Source organism: Lysobacter sp. A286 (assembly GCF_054052105.1).
Genome location: NZ_JBSVRJ010000004.1, coordinates 1 through 20,061, shown reverse-complemented (window position 1 = coordinate 20,061; position 20,061 = coordinate 1). Strand labels below are relative to the sequence as shown.

Sequence of the window (20,061 nt, the reverse complement as noted above, 5' to 3'; positions counted from 1 at the left end):
TGTGAGGTGTCAGGCAATCGTGCAAGTGTACCGAGGCGCGCCTGACGCTGGCATGATCCAGATCAGTTCCGTCCAGATCATGTCCGTCCAGATCATGTCAATTGCCCGCCTGCACCGCGTTCCGCGCCACCCCTATGCCTGCTGGATCGCCCTGCTGCTGTCGCAGTTGCTGGTCGCCGCAGCCTGGTGGCAGTGGGGTTGGAAGGCCGGGTTGCCGTTGATGCTGGCCAGTCACCTGCCATTCCTGTGGGGCACGTTGAAGGCCGACTCGGCGCTGTTCAGCCCGGTGCTGTCGCGATTGCCGACCCGGCAGAACCTGGTATGGCTGACGATTGACGACGGCCCATCCGACGATACCGCTGCGCTGCTGGAACTGCTCGACCGGCACGGCGCGAAGGCAACATTCTTTGTCGTCGGTGAGCGCGCGCAGGCGCTACCGGAGCTGGTGCGTGAGATCGTGCGGCGCGGCCATGGGCTGGGCAACCACAGCCACGGCCATCCGCAGGCGGTTTTCTGGGCACTCGGTCCGGCGCGGATGCGCGCCCAGGTGGCGCAGGCGCAAGCGGCGCTGACCCGGATCAGTGGTGTCACGCCGCGCTGGTTCCGTGCCGTGGTCGGGATGGCCAACCCGTTTGCCGCCGCCGCGCTGCGCGATCAGGGTCTGGCCCGGGTGGCCTGGAGCGCACGTGGCTACGACGCCGTCATGGTAGACCCGGGGAAGGTCGTGGCACGGATCGAGCGTGACCTCGCTCCTGGCGCGATCGTGTTGATGCACGAAGGCGCGCCGCACGGCCGCAACGTGGAAGCCGTAGGGCTCTTGCTGCGTCGGCTGGACGCGTTGGGTTACCGCACCGTGTTGCCGGAAACGCTGCTCAACCCGGCTTCACCGCCACCACCAGCCAGTTGTTGAACGGCGTGTTGCCATACAGCGGCGTAAACCGCGCACGCAGGCCCGCCGCATCGAAACGCTCACGCAACGTGGCTTCGTCGGGGTAACGGCGTGGAGCGGTATTCATCCAGCCCACCAACCGCGAGAACACGTCGACCGCATGGGTGACGCGGGCACGCATGCTGCCGTCGTCCAGGCCGGTCCGGATCACCAGCCGGGCGCCGGGAGTCAGCATCGCGATGGTCGTGTCGAGGGTGCGGTGTTGTGCGTCGGGCGCGAGGAACTGCAGCACATCAAGGATCGCGACACTGCCGCGATGGTCGGGCAACCCGCGTGCAAGATCGATGCAATCGAAGGCGACGTCCACCAGGCCCTGTCGTTGCGCCGCGCCGCTGGCGCGCGCGATCTTGCCCGCGTCGTTGTCGACCCCGCGATAGCCCAGCGCCAGGCCGTCCTCGCGCAGCGCATGTGCCAGCAAGCCCAGGCCGCAACCCAGGTCCAGCAGCGGCTGGGTACTGCCGCGCAACGCCGCACAGACGCCGGGATACAGCGGGTCGCTGCCCAGCTTGCCGCGGCTGTAGTAATAGTCCCAATGGTTGCCGTTGCCACCCGGCCCGAATGAACTGGCGATGCGTCGGGCGCGCTCGCGTGACAGCGGACCCACGGTCGGCCCCATCAGCGGCGGTCGGGATGATCGCCGGACCGTGAACCCGGCCCGGCGTTGAGGTCCGTGGTGTGGGCACCATCGGCCAGCAGTTCACGCGCGATCGGATACGCCTGCGCGGCCCACCGCTGGTACATCGGCGCCGATGGATGCAGACCGTCGTCGACCAGCATCGAGGCCTCTCCGCCATGCGTACGGCTGACCGGGGTAATGTCGACAAAAGCGACACCATGGCGTGCGCACAGTTCAGCGGCAACGGCGTTGTAGGCATCCAGTTGTTCGGCAATCAGGGTGCCGACGCGGCCTTGTGCGATCGCGAACGGCGTCACCCCCCAATCCGGGATCGACAACACAAGCACCCGGTCGGCGCGTCCGTCCACCAGCGCGATCGCACGCCGCAGCAAGTCGTGGAACTCGCCGCGGTACTCGGCCACGCTGCGGTCGCGGTATTGGTTGTTGACCCCGATCAGCAGGCTGACGAAGTCCCAGCATCCCAGTGGCTCCTCCAGATCCATGGCGCTCGACAGCTCGTCGGTGGTCCAGCCGGTGGTGGCGATCACGCGTGGCGCGGCGACATCAATGCCGGCATGGCGCAGCTGTGCGGCCAGCACCACCGGCCAGCGGTCGACCTCGGACACGCCCTCGCCGATTGTGTAGCTGTCACCGAGGGCGAGATAGCGTAGCGGGCCCATGTCAGGCCACCGCGACCCGCGTTGGCAGGGTTGTGATAGCTGGCGCCGGGCGGTCGGCTGCGGACGGGTTCGTCCGCGCCGCGATCCGCTCCAGGACCCGCTCGATGCGGCGGAACACCTCGGCCAGCTGCTCGGGCTGCGGCAGCAGGGTGACCCGGAAATGGTTGCGGTAAGGCACGTTGAAGCTGGAACCCGGGACGACCAGCACGTCTTCGGTCTCCAGCAATTCCAGCGCGAAGGCGTGGTCGTCGAAGCCGGCGATGCCGGTCACTGCAGGGAACGCGTACAGCGCGGCGGCAGGGGTGACCAGCTCCAGGTAATGGCTGGCGGCGACCGCCTCGATCACCATCCGGCGCGCCTCGTGCAGCCGGCCACCGGGAGCGCACAGTTCGCTGATGGTGTCCTCGCCGTGCAGAGCCGCCTCGATGGCGAACTGCCCGGGTACGTTCGAGCACAAGCGCAACGCGCCCAGCAGGTCCATCGCGTGGTGGAAGTCCGCGCTCAACGCCGGATCGCCCGACAGCACGGCCCAGCCCACCCGCCAGCCGCAGGCGCGATGCACCTTGGACAGCCCGCCGAACGACAGGCACGGCAGGTTGCCGGCCAGCGGCGCGATTGGCTCGAACGTGGCGTCGTCGTAGAGAATCGAGTCGTAGATCTCGTCGCACATCAGCAACAGGCCATGACGCGCGGCGATATCGACCAGTTGCAGCAGCAACTCGCGCGGGTAGCTCGCCCCGGTCGGGTTGTTCGGGTTGATCAGCACGATCGCGCGGGTGCGCTCCGATACCAGTGATTCGATTTCCACCGGGTCGGGCAGGAAGGCATTCTCCGGCGCGCAGCGGTAGTACACCGGACGACCGTCGTTGAGGATGGTCGCGGCCGACCACAACGGGTAATCGGGCGATGGCAGCAGCACCTCGTCGCCCGGATTGAGCAGGGCGCGCAGCGACAGGTCGATCAGCTCGCTGACGCCATTGCCGATGAACACCCGCTCCGCCGCCACGCTGGGCGTGCCACGTTGCCGGTGGAATTCCGCAATCGCCTCGCGGGCCGCCGGCAGGCCTTGCTGATGGGTGTAGGGGTCGGTATCGGCAATACGTCCGGCAATCGCCCGTTGCAGGTGCGGCGGGGCGCGGAAGCCGAACGCACCGGGATTGCCGATATTGAGCTTGATCAGGGTGCGGCCCTGCGACTCCAGTTCACGTGCCCGGCGGGCGAGCTCGCCGCGGATCTCATATCGGACTTCAGACAGGCGGGCACGGGTTTTCAGCTGGGACGGTGGCATCGCGGTCAGGCTGCGGGAGGATGTCCGGCCAGACTATCCGATTCCCGCGCGGTTTCGCAGTTACAGGGTTTGCCCCGGCTATCGCAGCTGCGTCATCGCCGCGTCTGCCGGGCGGTCCTGTCGCGCAGACGGGCAGGACATATAGGTAAAATCGCCGCATGCGCCGATTCCACCACTTTCCGTGACCCCCGAGCTCGCCCTGCAGGCGATCGGCTGGCCGCTTGACGACGATGGCCTGCCCGCAGTCGCCGAATGGCGCGAGCTGATGGCGCAGTTTCCGCAAGCCCGCCCGGCGCGCGTGGTCGAGCAGCATCGCAGCGGCTATGTCGTTGCCGACGGGCCAGACCACAGTTTCCCGGTGGAGTCTTTGCCCGAGTGGCAGCGCACGCCGAGCTACAAGCAGGGCATGACCCCGACCGAGCAGCGCGCCGGCGTGGGTGACTGGGTGCTGGTGCTCGACGCCATCGAGAAAGACCAGATCGTCGCCCTGCTGCCGCGGCGCACCGCGATCAAGCGCGGCGCCGCCGGTGAGCATTACAAACAGCAGTTGATCGCGGCCAACATCGACACCGTGTTCGTGGTCTGCGGGCTGGACGCGGACTTCAACCCGCGCCGGATCGAGCGCTACCTGCTGCTGGTCAGCGGTAGCGGCGCGGAGCCGGTCGTGGTGCTGACCAAGGCCGACGAAGCGGACGATATCCCCGGCTCACTGGCCGCATTGATTGAACTGGCCGCGCAGGATGTCGCGGTGCGCGCCGTCAACGCCCGCGACCCCGACAGCGTCGCATCCCTCAACCCATGGTTGCGGCCGGGCACCACCGCGGTGCTGGTCGGCAGCTCCGGTGCGGGCAAGTCGACCCTGACCAACACCCTGGTGGGCAGCGAGCGCATGAAGACCGGTGCGGTGCGTGAAAGCGACGAGCGCGGCCGCCACACCACCACCCACCGCGCGTTGATTCCGTTGTCGACCGGCGCCTGCCTGATCGATACCCCCGGCATGCGCGAATTGAAGCCGACCGGGGAAGAGGTTGTCGCCGAGAACTTCGGCGATATCGAAGCGCTGGCGGAGCACTGCAAGTTCCGCGATTGCAAACACGCCCAGGAGCCGGGCTGTGCGATCCGCGCGGCCATCGAGGCCGGCAAGCTGGATCCGCGCCGTTTCACCAACTACCTCAAGCTGGAGGAGGAAGTTGCCGGCGCCGCGGAAAAGCTGGCCGCACGTCGCGCGCAGAATGTCGCGGCCACCCCGGCTGCCACGGCAACGGGAAAGAATGCGGCCGCCAAGCCTGCGGGAAAGTCGCCCGGGAGACCCCCCGGAAAGCCCCCGCGGCAACGGCCCCAGGTCGACGACGACTATGGCGAAGACTGACCCCGACATCGTCCACCACACCGCGCTGGACGAGCGCATGGTGCAAACGGCGCGCGGGATCAAGGTGCTGACCCTTGCCAGTTGGCCGGCCGCAACCGCGAGCACGTTTCTGGCCGACCACGCCCGCGGCGTCACCCGGTTGCCGCAGGTCGCCTACCCACGCCACGACTTCAGCGAAGCCCGCACCGAGCTGGCCGCGATCGCGCGCGAAGCCGATGCCAGCCACCCGCTGGGCCAGTACCTGATCGACGCCACTTCCAGCTGGGAAACCGCCGCCCGGTTGTGCGAGGCGCTTGGCACCCCGGCAGTCACCGAGCTGTCGCAACAGCTCTACGGCAGCGTCGATGCACCACTGCCAGGTAACGGACCAAACGCGCGCGTGGCGGCGCGGCATTTCATCGAGATCGCGGACCAGTTCGACCGCGAACTCGTCTCGCCTGCCGAGCAGGTCGAGATTTCGGCCACCGCCCTGCAACTGCAATTGCAGGGCGACCTGGACGACTACTTCAACGACCGCATGATCGAGGTCGTGCTGGATCCTGACCTGATCGCCAAGGCTGCCGCCGGCGCGACCCGGATCCGCCTGCGCACCGGCGCGGCTTTCACCGATTACGACCGCCACCAGCTGTTGCAGCACGAGGCCTTCGTCCACTCGCTCAGCGCGCTCAACGGCCGCGAGCAGCCAGTGCTGGGCAGCCTGGCGTTGTCCTCGCCACGCGCAACCGCGACCCAGGAAGGGCTGGCGACCTTTGCCGAGCAGATCACCGGCGCCATCGATATCAGCCGGATGAAGCGCCTGAGCCTGCGTATCGAGGCGATCGCGCAAGCGCTGGAAGGTGCGGATTTCATCGAGGTATTCCGCTTCTTCCTCGACAGCGGTCAAACCCCGCAGGAAAGCTTCGCATCAGCCCAGCGCGTGTTCCGTGGCGTGCCGACCAGCGGCGGTCACGCCTTCACCAAGGACACCGTCTACCTGCGCGGCCTGATCGGCGTCCACACGTTCTTCCGCTGGGCTTTGCGGCGACGCCAGCTGCGCCTGTGCCGCTGGCTGTTCGCCGGCAAGATGACATTGGGCGACGTACAACGGCTGGCGCCACTGTTCGAATCCGGCGTGCTGCTGCCACCGCGCTGGCTGCCGACCTGGGTCGCCCGCGCCAACGGTCTGGCCGGCATGCTCGCGTTCTCGCTGTTCGCCAACCAGATCCGGCTGGACACGATCGACGACACGGACTTTGCGGATATCTGAGGATGAAGCTGTGACAGCCGGCTGGCAGTGCTTATTGCCCGCCGCCAGCCACCAGGGCAGGTGATTCGGTCTCGGCAGAGTCGCTTCCCGGTCCGTCCTGGATCTCGCCGATAATCGACTTGAACAGGCTGATGAACTCCTCCGCCGCTTTCGACGGGCGCCGGTCCTCAAGAAAGACGCAATCGACGTTGAACCGGATCGGCGGCGCAAACGGGCGGAAAGAAACATCGTCCTGCACCGTGGCGCGGGCGGTGAACTCGTCGACCACCGTCATCCCCGCGCCATGGCGGGTCAGTGCAGCGGCGGTATAGAAGGTCTGGTTCGACACGACTTCGCGGATGGCAACGTTGCTGCGTCGCAACGCGCTGGCGAGTGCATCACCGACCGGCCCGCTGGCGGTCAGCCCGACCACTTCGCGTCCATGCATCAGCGACAGGGGAACCGATTCACCCACGTCGGGGACATCGTCGTTCTGGAAAAGCAGCACCATCTGCGCGGTTTTCAGCACGCGTCGCTTCATGCGCGGGTGCAGTGGTGGCGCGTAGGCGATCGCGATGTCGCAGGTACGCTCATAGAGCGCCTGGAACAGTTCGTCATGGTGCAGGGTCTGCACGTCGAACGTGATTTCCGGATGCATACGGCGGAAACGGGCGACCGCCAATGGCGCGACATGCAAGCCCAGGGACGGCACCACGCCAAGGCGGATGTGGCCACCGCCGATATTCTTGATATTGCTGATGGTCTTCTGCAGCGACCCCAGGCGCTCGAATATCTCGTTGACTTCCACAAACAGCGCATGCGCTTCGTCAGTGGCAACCAGACGGCCGCGCACCAGCGTGAACAGCTCCAGCCCGAGCTTGGACTGCGTGTGGTGCAGCACCTTGCTCACCGAAGGCTGGGACACATGCAGCGCACGCGCAGCAGCACTGATCGAGCCGGTCGTATAGACGGCGTGGAACACTTCAATTTGACGAAGGCGCATGCCCTGATCTTAGGGCAGCCAGATCAAACATGCCCAAAGTGACCACGCGGCACAGACGCCGGTGGCGCGCGCGGCTACTTTTCCAGCAGCGCTTGCAATGCCCGCTCGCCGGCCCCCATCGCCAGCGTCCAGCCCAGCATGCCGTGACCGACGTTGACCACGACGTTGGGTTGAATACGCTGGATGATCGGCACCGAGCTGGGCGTCATCGGACGCAGCCCCGCCCACGTACTGTCGATCGCGTCGTACGCGGCGGCGGCAGGGAGGGAGTCACGGGCCATCGCCACCAGATGCTCCGCCCTGCGCGGGTCGACGGCCGCGTTGCGATTGCCGACCTCGGCCAGGCCCGCCACGCGCAATTTGTCACCCAGGCGACAGAACACCAGCTTGCGATCGATGTCGGTGATGCTGACCCGTGGCGCCAAGTTTCCCGGCGCGGCCGTGAACGAGTAGCCCTTGACCGGCAGCAGCGGCAGGCGCGTGCCCATGTCCCGCGCAAGCGCCACAGCGTCCACGCCAGCGCAGGACACCAGCTTGCGCGACCGCAGTCGCCGGCCGTCGCGCGCTTCCAGGCAGACACCCTCCGGCGTGGTCGCGAGCTTCGCCACGTCGAAGTCGAAGCACGCCGTCACTCCGTAATCGGCCACCAGCAACGCCAGCAAGCCAACGCAGAATCGCTGCGGATCACCTGCCTCCTCAGCCGGCGAATGCACCACGCCGACCAGGCCGGAAGCGCCCGCCAATGCAGGTTCGATGTCGATCGCCTGCTGCGGGCTGAGGATACTTTGCTCTACGCCGTGCTTCTGCTTGATCGCCACCATGGCTGCGGCAGCGTCCAGCGCGGCCGCGTCACGGAAAAGGTGCATCTTGCCAGGAGTGGTGTGCTCGAAGTCGATGCGATGGCGCTGCAGCAGGTCGTCCATTGCCGCGCGCGACTGCGCCGCCAGATCGAGTACGGCAAGCGTGTTCGCGCGGAATTTTTCCGGCGTGGCATTGGCGAGGAAGGCGATGCCCCAGCGCAGGAAGTCCGGATCCAGCGACCAGCGCATCGACAACGCCTGGTCCATGCCCAACGCAATCGATGGCAGCTTGGTCCAAAGCGATGGGCTGGCCATCGACTCGGTATAGGCGTAACTGAGTTGGGCGCCGTTGGCGAAGGACGCGCCCATCGCCGGGCCGGACGCGCGATCGACGATGCGCACCGAGAGACCACGGCGGGCCGCAGCATATGCGGTCGCGATGCCGACCACGCCTGCGCCCACGATGGTGAGGTCGACGACGGCATCGTCGTCGTCGCTGCGTGCGCTTTTCGGAAGATCAAGCCCATCCGGGGCCGGGTGGGACGGTTCGACGGTGCTGGCCATCAGTGCGTTACCAGTTTGCCCACGCCTTCACGCCGAGGGTCGGCGGCCCATTCGAGTACGCCATCGCGGTAGAACACCCCATGCAGGCCGGAATCCTCGCCGGAACCCGAGCGTATCGTCATTCCACGCTGCGAAAGCGTGTCCAGCACGGCCTCCGGAAAACGGGACGCCTCGCCGTTGAAGCGGCTGCCGCGAGCCACCAGGTTCGGCAGGGCCACCGCGTCCTGCAGTGGCATGTCCCAATAGACCAGGCCGACCAGCGCCTTGCCAATGTAGGCCGGGATGGCGGACCCGCCGGGCGAGCCCAGGGCGCCGACAAAGCGTCCATCGCGGTCGAGAATGATGATCGGTGTCATCGAGGACCGCGGGCGCTTGCCGCCAGCGATCGCATTGGCGGCACCGTCGTCGCCAGCGCCGCTGGACCAGGAGAAATCCGTCAGCTCGTTGTTCAGGAAAAACCCGTCAACCATGCGGCCGGACCCGAAAAACGACTCAATCGTGGTGGTGACCGAGACCGCGTTGCCCCATTGGTCGATCACGACAAAGTGGCTGGTGCCGCCGGGCTCGTCGGTACGGTCGGGTCCGCGCGCATCCGCGCCGGGCGGCTGCCCATGTTGAGGGGCCGGGCCTGCCGTGTCCCCGATCAACCCGCGGCGCTGGTCGACGTAGGCCGGGTCGAGCAGGCCATCGACGGGGACGTCGTCAAAGGCCGGATCGCCGACATAGTGGTCACGATCGGCGTACATGATGCGGCTGGCTTCGGCGAACAGGAACCATGACTGGGGGTCTTCGGGACCGCGCTGGTCGATATCGGTCTTGTCGAGCAGGGCCATCAACTGCAGCAGCCCCACACCACTGGTCGGCGGACGCGGCACGCAGATGACATAGGCCCGCAGGGGACGGCACAGCGGCTCGGCCTTTTCAGGCGCGTAATCCGCCATGTCCTGCATGCTGAGCTGCCCGGGGCGCGGCAGTTGCTGGGTGCGCGCAACGATGGCGCTGGCAAGGTCACCGCGATAGAACGCCTGCTCGTTGCCCTGCGCGATCTTGCGCAGCGTCTCGGCATAGTCGGCGTTGCGCAGCAGGTCGCCGGTCCGCTTCAACTGGCCATCGGGGCGGGAGAAAAATTGGCGCACGTCCGGCGCGGACGCCTGCGGGAACGTCCCGTGGATGTGCTCCTCAAGCCGGGGGGTGATCACGAAACCCTGCTCGGCCTGCTGGATGGTTTCCGCGAACAACTCGTCCCACGCCAGCTTCCCGTGCTCACGCTGGGCCTGCGAGAAAACCGCAACGGTACCGGGAACGCCCGTGGAGCCACCCGAAAGCATCGCGTCACCGCGCGGCAGTGGCTGCTCGTTTTCGTCCTCGAACAAGCTGCCATCGGCCAGTGCAGGCGCGGCTTCGCGGCCGATGTAGCTGGTCACTGCCTGGCTGCGCGCATCGTAGGCCATGATGATGGCACCGCCGCCAATGCCGGAACTCTGCGGCTCCACCAGGCCGAGCATCATCTGGACGGCAACGGCGGCGTCCATGGCCGTCCCGCCGCGGCGCAGCACTGCCGTTCCAGCATCCACGGCAAGCGGGTGGGCGGCGACCACCACGCCTGCGGTCTTGCCCTCGCCAGCGTCGGTCCCGGGGTCGCGGGGCAATGCGAGGCAACCGACCAGCAGCGTCGTGCCGACCAGTGCAAGCAGTGCGCGGGCAGGCCGGTTGAAGCGGGCGGCGAAATTGGGATGGCGGGCAGCTACGCCGTTGGCGGCAGAACGGGATTTGCTCATGGCCAAATCGTAGCCGCACAGCTGAATGGGCGCCCCTCACATTCAATGGCACGCAGATAGCTGTCAGTTATGGGTTCTTTGGGCGGAACCATAGCGCCGCCCTATTCAAGGCGGCCCTATTCAAGGAAGTTCATGAAGCCGGTGATGATCAGGGCGTTGGTGAAGTCGATGAAGAACGCGCCCACCAGCGGCGCCACCAGGAAGGCGCGCGGCGCCACCCCGTAGCGCTCCACCAGCGTTTTCATCACCGCCATCGCGTTGGCGGTGGTGCCGAGCATGAAGCCGATGAAGCCGCCGCTCATCACCGCGGCGTCGTAGTCCTTGCCCATGGCGCGGAACACGACCACGCAGAACGCAACCACGATGGCGATCTGGATGACCAGGTTGAGGGCCAGCGGCATGGCCATTCCGGCCAGCTCCCACAGCTTCAGGTTCATCAGTGCCACGGCCAGGAACAGGGCGAGGCAGATGTTGCCGATCAAGTCGGTGGTGCGCACCGACAGGCCAATCCAGCCCGTCGCATCGTCGATGTTGCGCACCGCCGCGCCCACCAGCATCGCGCCAATGTAGGCCGGCAGGGTCAAGCCCAGCGCCTCGAAACCCCTGCCAATCCAGACCCCCAGCCACATCGCCACGAGGATGAAAACGATGCTCTTGAGTGCGCTGAACTCGCGTTGTGCGTCGCTCAGCTCCGAATCCACGCTCAGCTCGGTCACATCCGGCACTTCCGTCGGGTGGCCGCCGGGAGTCTTCAAACGCCAGCGCCGGATCATCACGGTCGCCACCGGACCACCGACCAGGCCACCGCAGACAATGCCGGCCATCGCCGAGGTGATCGCAATCGACTCCGCGCCGACCAGTCCGGCCTCCTCGAACAGTGGCGCGAACGCCAGCCCGGTTGCGGGCCCGCCAGCCAACGTGGCCGATCCCACCAACACCCCGAACAGCGGATGCAGGTCGAACATCGACGCCACGCCCAGGCCCACCAGGTTCTGCACGACGACAAACCCCGTCGCCAGCCCGAGGAAAATCGCCACTTGGCGCCCGCTGATACGCAGCAGGGCGAAGCTCGCGTTGATGCCCAGCGTGGTGAAGAACGCCACCATCAGCGGTGTCTGCAGCGACGTGTCCAGCTCAAACAGCGTGGTGCCTTGCCCGTGGAAGAACATCACGATCAACGCAACCACCAGGCCACCCACCACCGGCTCTGGAAGGTTGTAGCGCCGGAGTATCGGAATGGCACGGCACAGCGCGTATCCACCCATGAGTGTTAAGCCGCCCAGGGCGACGGTTTCCACCGCGTCAAGTCGAAGCAATTGATTTCTTCCCGTGTTCTCGAAAGGTGATCAGGCGTTTATCCAGTGTCACGGACAAGTGCCAATGGTTGGCACGTGATGAAGCATCCGCCCGGCAAGCGCATCGGTCTGCTCGCCATCGCTGATGGCAAGCGTGCCGTTGACGACAAGGTGGCTTACGCCCACGGAGAGCTCTCGCGGCTCCACGTAGGTCGCCCGCGCCGCGAGTGTTTCCGGGTCAAACACCACGACGTCCGCGAAGTACCCGGGCTTCAGATAGCCGCGCTGTTGGAGACCCAGGATATCGGCGGTCAAGCCGGTGGAGCGATGGATAAATGTACCAATGTCGAGGACTTCCTTCTCCCGTACATAGCGCGCGAACTTCTCCGGAAAGCTGCCGTATTGGCGTGGATGACCGTTGGAACCATCCGAACTGGTGACCACCCAAGGCTGCTGCATCAGCAGCTCCACATCGTCCTGACGCATGTTGAATGAGGCAATCGAGGCACTGCTGCGCACGCCGGGCGGGCGCTCGTCCTGGCCGATGATGCGCAGGGCCGCGTCTTCCGCGGAAAGACCCCAGTCGGCGGCGACCTCTTCCAGTGTCAGGCCGGTCCAGTCCTCTCCGAGCGAGGTCAGCAGGATGGCCTCCGCGCCACCGCGTCGCCGCAGGTTGTCAGTCATTTCGAGTTGTATGTCCGCCAGTTGCGCGGGGTCGGCAAGGCGCTCCAGCAAGCGCTTGCGCCCGCCCTCGCGTGACCACGCCGGAAGCAAGGCCGCCGCCAGGCCGGTGCCGGAGGCCAGCCACGGGTATTGGTCGGCCGTCACCCGCAACCCATCCGCCCGCGCTTTTTCTATCAGCTCGATCAGTTCGGCAGCCTTGCCATGCACGTCCACGCCAAGCGCCTTGATATGGGCGATGTGGACCGGCATGCCGGCGCGCCGGCCAATTTCAATGGCCTCGCTGGTGGACGCGATCAGCCCGATGCCATAGGACGATTCGTCGCGCTGGTGGCTGTCATACAGTCCGCCACGGCGCGCGGCTTCAGTGGCCACCGCTACTACCTCATCGGTCTCGGCATAACTCTGGGGCACATAGAAAAGGCCCGTGGACAGGCCGAAGGCACCCCCACACATCGCCGATGCCACCAGCTCACGCATCCGGGACAGCTCCGCAGCGTCCGGCTTGCGCGCGCTCTGTCCAAGCACGCGCGAGCGCACCGCACCGAATCCGACATACGGCACCAGGTTGGTACCGACCCCGTGGCGCAGGAACCACTCACGTTGTTCGGCGATATCCGGACTGCCACCCCCGTCCACGCCAATGCCCAGTGTGGTTACACCCTGATACAGCCACGGGGCATTGCGGCGCTGGACTGGATCGTCGGCGCGGATATAGGTGTTGGGGTGGCCATGGGGATCGATGAAGCCCGGCGCGACCACCTTGCCAGTGGCATCAATGGTGCGCTGCGCCCGGTAGTGCGACGACGCGTCCGGGCCGACCCAGACGATGCGGTCACCGGTGATGGCGATGTCTGCCTGCCGCAGTTCACCGGTGCCGCCGTCGTGCAGGGACCCTCCGACAATGACCAGGTCAGCCGCAGGGAGGTCGTCAGTGGAATCCGGAGCGCAGGCACCCAACGCCATGGCCACGATGGCGACGGAAAGCAACTTCCTTACGGGATGTCCGGCGAGCGTGACCAAGGCCACCTCCCTCAAAACGGAGCAATGAGGGTCGACCATAGGTCAATGGGGGGGTTGGCGTAATTGATAAAACACGGCCCTTCCATAGCCCTGCGTTATGGGTTGTCTGTATGTGATCAGGGCGCGGGCGTCAGCCGGCCGTCGGTCTGGATCACCTGGTCGGCGTCGCCCGACTGGACGAGTTGCACGCGCGACCGGATCGGGACGCCGTCGTAGCTTGGGATGTCGTGGGTCAGGCGCTGGAAGATCCATGGCGGCACATCTTCGGCGACCCGCAGCCTCACGACGGCCGCGTCCTCGTCCCGCAGCAGTTCGGCCAACGCCGGCGAGAACACCGCCTGCAACTCGCCGACGTGGCGGACCTGCCGCATCACGTTGATCCCGTGCCAGAGCAACAGCACGGCCAGTACCACCACCAACCCACGGCCCCAGCGTGCCAGTCGCGGCCAGGCGCAGGCGACCAGCCCGGCGGCGAACGCGGCGAAGCCATAGCCGTACTGGTTGCTGGCCCCAGCGAGCACCAGCACCGGGCCCAGCGCGGCGGCGCCACCGGCGAGCAGGGCGACGGCCCAGCGCCAGCCGACCCGCCACAACGCGGCCAACAGCGCCAGCATCAGCACGCAGGAGACGATGAAACGCGTGTCGCCGAACCCCCGTGCGAGCGTCGTCTGGGCTTCGAACACGCTGACCTGCGGCAGGAAAGCGTAGTACTCGAGCCAGCGCTGCGGGATGTTCGTCAGCGACCAGGCATAGGCGTCGTCCGGCCCGTCGACACCGGCCAACACGGACGATCGCAGCAGCAGGTAGGCCAGCGCCGGCACCACCGACCCCGCGAATGCCCAGCGCCAGCCCCCTCTCGTGCGGTCCAGCAACCACGCCACGGCCAGCAGCGCGGGGATCGAGAGCGCGGCCTCCTTCGCCAGCAGCGCGACCGCGGTCAGCACGGCGGCGGCGATCGCGATGCGCCATCCCGGCCAGCGCGAGGTCGCGACCAACGCCACCAGCAACCCGCAGCCCACCCAGAGCAGGTCGCCGATCGTGCCCACCCAGCCGTGCACGTACATCGCGTAGGGCCCCAGCGCGAACATCAGCGCGGCCAACGCGGCCCGTCGCGGCAAAACCTCCAGCCGGACCAACAGGCCGGTCAGCAATGCGGCATTGAGTGCCCCGGCAGCCACGATCACGGCATGGAATGCCTGCGGCTGGTCGAACAGGTGGTGCGACAGCCACAGCCACAGGTTGAAGGTCAGCGGTCGGTACTGGAACAGCACCAGGTCGAACCAGTCGACCCACGGCAGCGTCGCGCCGGGCGCAACGTTCGCCGCCGCCGCCCATTGCAGCTCGTCATGGCTGAAGTAGCCGGGGTTGGAAACCAACGGCCACTGCACCAGCACCGTCAGCGCGGCCACCAGCAGCATCCACCCGCCGGCCTTCAGCCGGTCCCGCGCCCATTCCTGCATGCCTGTCCCCGCTGCAACGTGCCTCGATTCTGGGTCAATCGCGCTGCCGTTGCCACGAACGGTAGAATCGAGCGTCCTTCCAGCCGTGCCCTCCCGCAATGTCCAATACCGACGATTTCAAGCAAGCCGCCCTCGACTACCACAGCCAGCACCCGCCCGGGAAGATCAAGGTCACCCCGACCAAGGCGATGGTGACCCAGCGTGACCTGGCGCTGGCGTACTCGCCCGGGGTGGCCTATGCCTGCGAGGCGATCGTCGACGACCCCAATACCGCCCGCGACTACACCGCGCGCGGCAACCTGGTGGCGGTGATCACCAACGGCACCGCAGTGCTGGGCCTGGGCGACATCGGCCCGCTGGCTGGTAAACCGGTAATGGAAGGCAAGGGCATCCTGTTCCAGAAGTTCGCCGGCATCGACGTGTTCGACATTGAGCTGGACGAGCGCGACCCCGACAAGCTGGTCGACATCATCGCGGCGATGGAACCGACCTTCGGCGGCATCAACCTGGAGGACATCAAGGCACCGGAGTGCTTCATCGTCGAGCGCAAGCTGCGCGAGCGGATGAAGATCCCGGTGTTCCATGACGACCAGCACGGCACTGCGATCATCGTCGGCGCGGCGGTGTTCAACGCGCTGGAAGTGGTCGGCAAGAAAATCGAGGACGTCCGCATCGCCACCACCGGCGTCGGCGCGGCGGGCATCGCCTGCCTGGACATGCTGGTCGCGATGGGCGCACGGCACGAGAACATCTTCGCCTTCGACCGTGATGGCGTGCTCTACCGCGACCGCCCCGGCCTGGACCCGGAGAAGGCGCGTTACGCCCGCGATACCGACAAGCGCGAGCTGGCGGAGATCGTGGCTGGCGCGGACGTGTTCCTGGGGCTGTCCGCCGGCGGCATCCTGAAGCCGGAAATGGTCGTGACCATGGCCGAGCAGCCGATCATCCTGGCGCTGGCCAACCCGTACCCCGAGATCCTGCCCGACGCCGCCAAGGCGGTGCGCCCCGACGCAATCCTCGCCACTGGCCGTTCCGACTACCCCAACCAGGTCAACAACGCGGTCTGCTTCCCGTACATCTTCCGCGGTGCGCTGGATGTCGGCGCAACCGTGATCAATGAGGAAATGAAGCTCGCCTGCGTGCATGCGATCGCCCAGCTGGCGCGGATGGAAGCCGGCGACCTGGCCTCGGCCTACGGCGGCGACGTGCCGACCTTCGGTCCGGAATACCTGATCCCGCGCCCGTTCGACCCGCGCCTGATGGTGATGGTGTCGTCCGCCGTGGCGCGTGCGGCCATGGCGTCCGGCGTGGCCACCCGCCCGATCGAGGACATAGCGGCCTACGAGGAGAAGCTCGGCCAGTTTGTCCACCGCACCGGCCTGCTGATGAAGCCGGTCTACGACCGTGCCCGCAGCGACCGCAAGCGCGTGGTCTATGCCGAGGGTGAGGAAGAAGTCGTGCTGCGCGCAGTGCAGACGGTGATCGACGAAGGCCTGGCCACGCCGATCCTGGTCGGCCGCCCGGAAGTGATCCAGACCCGCATCGACCGGCTCGGGCTGCGCATGCGCCAGGGCGTGGATTTCGAGCTGACCAACATCCACGACGACCCGCGCTTCCACGATTATTGGCAGCAGTACCACGCCCTGACCGAGCGCCGCGGCGTCACCATCGAGGCGGCCAAGAGCCTGATCCGCTCGCGTCCGAGCCTGATCGCGGCCTTGATGGTTGAGCGGGGCGAGGCCGACGCGATGATCTGCGGCATCGTCGGGCGGTTCCACAAGAAGCTTGGCTACCTGCGCAGCATCTTCGACTTCGATCGCGGCATCGCCGGCACCGCCGCGATGACCGGGGTGATCAACGACGCCGGCGCGTGGTTCTTCCTGGACACCCACGTCCAGCTTGACCCCAGCGCCGAGCAGATCGCCGAGGCGACCCTGCAGGCGACCTACCGGCTGAAGCTGTTCGGGGTGGAGCCGAAGGTCGCGCTGCTGTCGCACTCCAACTACGGCAGCCACGACAACCCGTCGGCGGCGAAGATGCGCAAGGTGCGCGAGCTCCTCAAGGCACGCCAGCCCAAGCTGGAGGTCGACGGCGAGATGATGGGCGACACCGCATGGAACGAGGCGTTGCGCAAACGCATCTTCCCCAACACCACCCTGAGCGGACGCGCGAACCTGTTCGTGCTGCCCAACCTGGACGCGGCCAACATCACCTACAACATGTTCCGTGTTGCCACCGACGGCGTGGCGATTGGCCCGATCCTGATGGGGTTGGACAAACCGGCCCACATCCTGACCTCGGATGCGACGTCACGCCGGGTGGTCAACATGACCGCGATCGCGGCGGTCGACGCCCAGATCCGCGCCAGCCGTGGCGGATAGGTAGGCGCGCCGCCATCGCGGCGGCGCGGTAGAATGACGGCATAGATCCCACTTGATTATGAGGCGCGGCCAAGGGGTCGCGAGGCGCATGACCCAGACCTACGAGAGCCCGCTCAACGAGCTGCTGCAGAACGATCCGGACCCTACCGAGACCAAGGAGTGGGTCGAATCGGTCGAAGCGGTGATCCAGCGCGACGGTACCGACCGCGCGCACCAACTGCTGGAGCGCATGGTCGAAGTCTCGCGCCGCGCCGGTGCGCACCTGCCGTTTGACCCGACCACCGAGTACATCAACACCATCCCGACCCAACTGGAGGCCAAGAGCCCCGGTGATGCGGCGATGGAGTGGAAAATCCGCTCGATCATCCGCTGGAACGCAATGGCGATGGTGGTGCGGGCCAACCGCAAGCCCGGCGACCTGGGCGGCCACATCGCCACCTTCGGCTCCTCGGCGACGCTGTATGACGTCGGCTTCAACCACTTCTGGCGCGCGCCGAGCGAAGACCATCCGGGCGACCTGCTGTTCATCCAGGGCCACGGCTCGCCGGGCATCTACGCGCGCTCGTTCCTGGAAGGCCGCTTCAGTGAAGACCAGCTCGACAACTTCCGCATGGAGGTCGACGGTCGCGGCATCAGCTCCTACCCGCACCCGTGGTTGATGCCGGACTACTGGCAGACCCCGACTGTGTCGATGGGCCTGGGCCCGATCAGCGCGATCTACCAGGCGCGCAACTTCAAGTACCTGGAAGGCCGCGGCCTGATGCCGAAGACCGACCGCAAGGTCTGGTGCTTCCTCGGCGACGGCGAGACCGACGAGCCCGAGTCGCTCGGCGCGATCTCGGTCGCTGGCCGCGAGGGCCTGGACAACCTGATCTTCGTCGTCAACTGCAACCTGCAGCGCCTGGACGGCCCGGTGCGCGGCAACGGCAAGATCATCCAGGAGCTGGAAGGCAACTTCCGCGGCGCCGGCTGGAACGTCATCAAGAACATCTGGGGCAGCTACTGGGATCCGTTGCTGGCCCGCGACACCAGCGGCAAGTTGCGCCAGCTGATGATGGAAACCGTCGACGGCGAGTACCAAAACTGCAAGGCCTTCGGCGGCGCGTATACCCGCGAGCATTTCTTCGGCAAGTACCCGGAGACCGCGCAGCTGGTCGCCAACCTCAGCGACGAGGACGTCTGGCGCCTCAACCGCGGCGGCCACGACCCGCACAAGGTCTACGCCTCCTACCACCAGGCGGTGAACACCAAGGGCATGCCGACCGTGATCCTGGCCAAGACGGTCAAGGGCTACGGCATGGGAGTGGCCGGCGAGTCGCTCAACCCGGCCCACGGCACCAAGAAGATGGATGACGATGACGTGCGCGCGTTCCGCGACCGCTTCGCCATCCCGGTGACCGACGACCAGCTCAAGGACGGCGCGGTGCCGTTCTACCACCCCGGCAAGGACTCGCCGGAGATCGAATACCTGCTCGAGCGCCGCAAGGCCCTCGGCGGCTTCCTGCCGCAGCGCCGTCGCAAGGCCACCCAGCAATTTGAAGTGCCGCCGCTGGCGACCTACGAGCGCCTGCTCAAGTCCACCGGCGAGCGTGAGATCAGCACCACGATGGCGTTCGTGCAGATGCTCAATATCTCCCTGCGCGACAAGCAGGTCGGCCCGCGGCTGGTGCCGATCGTCGCCGACGAAGCGCGCACCTTCGGCATGGAAGGCCTGTTCCGCCAGATCGGCATCTACGCCCCGTTCGGCCAGAAGTACAAGCCGGTCGACCGTGACCAGCTGATGTACTACCGCGAAGACACTGCCGGGCAGGTGCTGCAGGAAGGCATCACCGAGGCCGGCGCGTTCGCCTCCTGGCTTGCCTGCGCCACCAGCTACAGCAGCAACGACCTCGCCCTGCTGCCGTTCTACATCTACTACTCGATGTTCGGTTTCCAGCGCGTCGGCGACGCCGCCTGGCAAGCCGGCGACATGCGTGCGCGCGGCTTCCTGCTCGGCGCCACCGCCGGGCGCACCACCCTCAACGGCGAAGGCCTGCAGCACGAAGACGGCCACAGCATGGTGCAGGCCGGGCTGATCCCGAACTGCCGCAGCTACGACCCGACCTTCAGTTATGAAGTGGTGACCATCATCCAGCACGGCATGCAACGCATGCTCGCCGACCAGCATGACGAGTACTTCTACGTCACCCTGATGAACGAGAACTACGTCCACCCGACCATGCCCGAAGGCAGCGCCGAAGGGATCATCAAGGGCATGTACCTGTTCCACGACGCCGGCAAGCCGAAGAAAGACCAGCTGCGCGTGCAACTGCTGGGCAGCGGCACCATCCTGCGCGAAGTCATCGCCGCGGCCGAACTGCTGGAGAAGGACTTCGGCGTGATCGCCGACATCTGGTCCTGCCCCAGCTTCAACGAGCTCGCCCGTGACGGTGCCGACGTCGAACGCCAAAACCGCTTCCACCCCGAAGCCAAGACCCCACGCAAGGCGCACATCACCGCCCTGCTGGATGGCCGCCAGGGCCCGGCGATTGCCGCCACCGACTACATCCGCACCTACGCCGAACAGGTCCGCGCCTACGTCCCGATGCACTACACGGTACTGGGCACCGACGGCTACGGCCGTAGCGACACCCGCGCCAACCTGCGCCGCCACTTCGAAGTCGACCGCTACTACGTCGCCCACGCAGCGATCGCCGCGTTGGCAGCGGAAGGCAAGATGACCGCGAAGGATGTCGCAAGGGCGATCAAGACGTACAAGATCGATGCGGAGAAGCCGAACCCGATTGGGGTTTGAGTCGGGTTATGAGGAATGAGAAAGGCGGCCGATGGCCGCCTTTTTCTTTAGTGCTTTGAATGGCTGCTATCGACGGTGGATTCAACCGGTCAACGCAACACATTGACTGAACATCTCAGCCGGCGTTTGAAAGCCAAGAGTCTTCCTCGGTCGCT

At 66.5% G+C, this 20,061-nt stretch carries 14 protein-coding genes; 5 read left to right on the top strand and 9 right to left on the bottom strand.

Going from position 1 to position 20,061, the window contains the following annotated elements; all coding sequences use genetic code 11:
* Positions 1–52: 52 nt before the first annotated feature.
* Complete coding sequence (locus ACW7G0_RS12950) at positions 53–910, top strand: polysaccharide deacetylase family protein (RefSeq protein WP_456990215.1); 858 nt, start codon at positions 53–55, stop codon at positions 908–910.
* On the opposite strand, the gene ACW7G0_RS12945 is transcribed toward ACW7G0_RS12950, so the two are convergent.
* Genes ACW7G0_RS12945 through ACW7G0_RS12935 form a run of 3 tightly spaced genes read right to left on the bottom strand, consistent with a single transcriptional unit; the run spans position 873 to position 3,533 of the window.
* Complete coding sequence (locus ACW7G0_RS12945; RefSeq protein WP_456990331.1) at positions 873–1,544, bottom strand: methyltransferase domain-containing protein; 672 nt, start codon at positions 1,542–1,544, stop codon at positions 873–875. The two genes, ACW7G0_RS12950 and ACW7G0_RS12945, sit on opposite strands and share 38 nt — an antisense overlap.
* Before the next feature lie 20 nt (positions 1,545–1,564).
* On the bottom strand, positions 1,565–2,245 hold the full coding sequence (locus ACW7G0_RS12940; RefSeq protein WP_456990213.1) for an SGNH/GDSL hydrolase family protein: 681 nt from the start codon (positions 2,243–2,245) through the stop codon (positions 1,565–1,567).
* Position 2,246: 1 nt separating this feature from the next.
* Positions 2,247–3,533 (bottom strand): aminotransferase class I/II-fold pyridoxal phosphate-dependent enzyme, encoded by a 1,287-nt coding sequence (locus ACW7G0_RS12935; protein WP_456990211.1) that lies wholly within the window; start codon positions 3,531–3,533, stop codon positions 2,247–2,249.
* Positions 3,534–3,714: 181 nt separating this feature from the next.
* Between ACW7G0_RS12935 and rsgA the strand changes: the two genes are divergently transcribed.
* Entirely contained in the window at positions 3,715–4,902 is a 1,188-nt protein-coding gene (gene rsgA / locus ACW7G0_RS12930; RefSeq protein ID WP_456990209.1) for a ribosome small subunit-dependent GTPase A, read from the top strand.
* Positions 4,889–6,148 (top strand): flavohemoglobin expression-modulating QEGLA motif protein, encoded by a 1,260-nt coding sequence (locus tag ACW7G0_RS12925; protein WP_456990207.1) that lies wholly within the window; start codon positions 4,889–4,891, stop codon positions 6,146–6,148. The genes rsgA and ACW7G0_RS12925 overlap by 14 nt, the downstream gene beginning before the upstream one ends.
* A gap of 31 nt (positions 6,149–6,179) precedes the next feature.
* Here the strand turns inward: ACW7G0_RS12925 and ACW7G0_RS12920 are convergent, their stop codons facing one another.
* From ACW7G0_RS12920 to ACW7G0_RS12895, 6 genes are all read right to left on the bottom strand, one after another.
* Positions 6,180–7,130, bottom strand: a complete 951-nt coding sequence (locus ACW7G0_RS12920; protein ID WP_456990205.1) for a LysR family transcriptional regulator — start codon at positions 7,128–7,130, stop codon at positions 6,180–6,182.
* A gap of 74 nt (positions 7,131–7,204) precedes the next feature.
* On the bottom strand, positions 7,205–8,494 hold the full coding sequence (locus ACW7G0_RS12915; RefSeq protein WP_456990203.1) for an FAD-dependent oxidoreductase: 1,290 nt from the start codon (positions 8,492–8,494) through the stop codon (positions 7,205–7,207).
* A complete protein-coding gene (locus ACW7G0_RS12910; RefSeq protein WP_456990201.1) occupies positions 8,494–10,272 on the bottom strand; it encodes a gamma-glutamyltransferase family protein in 1,779 nt (592 codons plus the stop codon). The genes ACW7G0_RS12915 and ACW7G0_RS12910 overlap by 1 nt, the downstream gene beginning before the upstream one ends.
* Positions 10,273–10,388: 116 nt before the next feature.
* Positions 10,389–11,588, bottom strand: coding sequence for a sodium/glutamate symporter (gltS, locus tag ACW7G0_RS12905; RefSeq protein ID WP_456990199.1), 1,200 nt, complete (start codon positions 11,586–11,588; stop codon positions 10,389–10,391).
* 48 nt (positions 11,589–11,636) lie between these two features.
* Positions 11,637–13,238, bottom strand: a complete 1,602-nt coding sequence (locus ACW7G0_RS12900; protein WP_456990197.1) for an N-acyl-D-amino-acid deacylase family protein — start codon at positions 13,236–13,238, stop codon at positions 11,637–11,639.
* Between the two features lie 149 nt (positions 13,239–13,387).
* The gene (locus ACW7G0_RS12895; protein ID WP_456990195.1) at positions 13,388–14,731 is read right to left on the bottom strand and encodes a hypothetical protein; all 1,344 of its coding nucleotides are present in this window, start codon (positions 14,729–14,731) and stop codon (positions 13,388–13,390) included.
* A 98-nt stretch (positions 14,732–14,829) separates the two neighbouring features.
* On the opposite strand from ACW7G0_RS12895, the gene ACW7G0_RS12890 reads away from it, so the two are divergent.
* Both ACW7G0_RS12890 and aceE read left to right on the top strand, forming a co-directional pair.
* Positions 14,830–17,112 carry an NADP-dependent malic enzyme gene (locus ACW7G0_RS12890; protein WP_456963144.1) on the top strand — a complete coding sequence of 761 codons (2,283 nt, stop codon included), beginning with the start codon at positions 14,830–14,832 and terminating at the stop codon, positions 17,110–17,112.
* An 88-nt stretch (positions 17,113–17,200) separates the two neighbouring features.
* Positions 17,201–19,906, top strand: a complete 2,706-nt coding sequence (aceE, locus tag ACW7G0_RS12885; RefSeq protein WP_456990193.1) for a pyruvate dehydrogenase (acetyl-transferring), homodimeric type — start codon at positions 17,201–17,203, stop codon at positions 19,904–19,906.
* The last annotated feature ends 155 nt before the right edge of the window (positions 19,907–20,061 follow it).